Source organism: Mesorhizobium sp. M7A.F.Ca.CA.004.12.1.1 (assembly GCF_003997835.1).
Taxonomy (GTDB): Bacteria; Pseudomonadota; Alphaproteobacteria; order Rhizobiales; family Rhizobiaceae; genus Mesorhizobium.
Genome location: NZ_RZRK01001120.1, coordinates 1 through 1,496, shown reverse-complemented (window position 1 = coordinate 1,496; position 1,496 = coordinate 1). Strand labels below are relative to the sequence as shown.

At 55.3% G+C, this 1,496-nt stretch carries 2 protein-coding genes and 1 pseudogene; 1 reads left to right on the top strand and 2 read right to left on the bottom strand.

The annotated features are described in order from the left end of the window. A partial coding sequence (locus tag EN984_RS34285) for a sugar transferase (protein ID WP_206517555.1) occupies positions 1-281 on the bottom strand: 281 nt, incomplete at its 3' end. Positions 282-882: 601 nt separating this feature from the next. Here EN984_RS34285 and EN984_RS34280 point away from each other — a divergent pair. Then, positions 883-1,158: a hypothetical protein gene (locus EN984_RS34280; RefSeq protein ID WP_023811582.1), complete on the top strand. Its 276-nt coding sequence runs from the start codon at positions 883-885 to the stop codon at positions 1,156-1,158. A 97-nt stretch (positions 1,159-1,255) separates the two neighbouring features. Here the strand turns inward: EN984_RS34280 and EN984_RS34275 are convergent. Then, positions 1,256-1,496 (bottom strand): annotated as a pseudogene (locus EN984_RS34275) (ABC transporter ATP-binding protein/permease); the annotation flags it as partial.

The following is a 1,496-nucleotide window of genomic DNA, read 5'->3' as shown; positions in this document are numbered from 1 at the left end:
GTTGCCAATACCCTGTCGCCGTCCGGAACCATGGTGCGGAACTTCAGGCAAGGAAAAATCCGCCCGCCGCGTCCAATTCGCCTGTGACCGTAGAAAATCGAGCCGCCGTCGGAAAACTTGACCAGCAGCGCTATCATGACAAACAGCGGGCTGAGTGCGATCAGTCCAATCAGTGAACCGGCGATATCGAAGCTGCGTTTGAGCAAGCCGCCGATCGGTGGCGGAAAATCGATGTCAGCCTGCGAAAAGCTCGCCGTGGCCGACTTGGCAACGTCCCTCATGCCGTAAACTCCATGCGTTGAACGAATGGTTCAGCGCACGATACCAAAAAAATGTTGCAGCGCAACACACAATTTACCACCCCATTGAAATAGTCACGTCATGAATTGACTAAATAATAAGCTTGTCATGCACAAATTTCGGCGTATTTAGCACATTTGTGACAATAAATGGGCACGGCCGAAAAAATAGAGGCCTTTGTGGGGCGGTTTTTAGGCGGACCTACCTATTTGCCAAGGCAAGCTGCAAATTAGTGCTTTATCATGCCCTGATGCTTGGTGAAAACCGTATAAAATACTACTTAATATTGTCTATCTTACTGAAAAATGCCGAGGAGAGGAGATCGGCTTAGCTCCCGTTGCGTGCATTGCAGCATGGCAGAGTCGATCGCAAAAGCTCGATCAAAAATATCCGAAGTTGCCCTTGCCGCCTATTGCTCGCCTTAATAGAATTGCAAATTATACCTGTCACGGTGGCGACAGGTGGAAAAGGCCGGAAGCAACCGGTCGAGAGTGGGCGACCTTAACAAGCCCACATGACAAGGGACGGCGCTCGGGTGGGGCAATCGTGATAATACCCGAGCCGGTTTATGGGCTGTTGGGTATGGCACTTCCAAAATTCATCCTCGGGATGATTTTCGCTCTGGCGATCGTCGTCGGCTGGTCCTGGCTGGGCGGAGCGTCGATAGGCACGATATTGGTGCGCGTCATCATCTGCGCCGTGATCATTCAGGCCGGCTATTTCGTGCTCATCTACACCATGATCGCCAGGAGCGCGCCGACGCCTGCCGACATAGCCCGTGACGCCGAGCGCAAACTGAACGCACCAGAGGTCGCCGAAAGCGAGAAGCTGGGCGGTGCCAGGCGCGGCCTGCATTGATGCAGATTGCTCAAACCTGCCCCCGGTTTGTAGGCATGCTTCGAAACAAGAGACTAGGCGCCGCGTGAATCGGTTTCGGCGCGTCTTGGTCGCCGGCTCACGCGACATCGGCGGGTTCGCCCTCTGACTGTTCCCCCGACAGCATCCTCGACAACCGGCTGCCGGTTTTTTCCTTCAGCCGCTGATATTGGCCGACCTCGACGATACGGCCGTTTTCCATCGCCACCACCCAGTCGGCGAAGGCAATCATCGACGGCCGGTGCGCGATGGTCAGGATCGTCATCGTGCCGCGCACTCCGTCGATCGACCTGGCGATCAGCGACTGGTTCTGCCAGTCG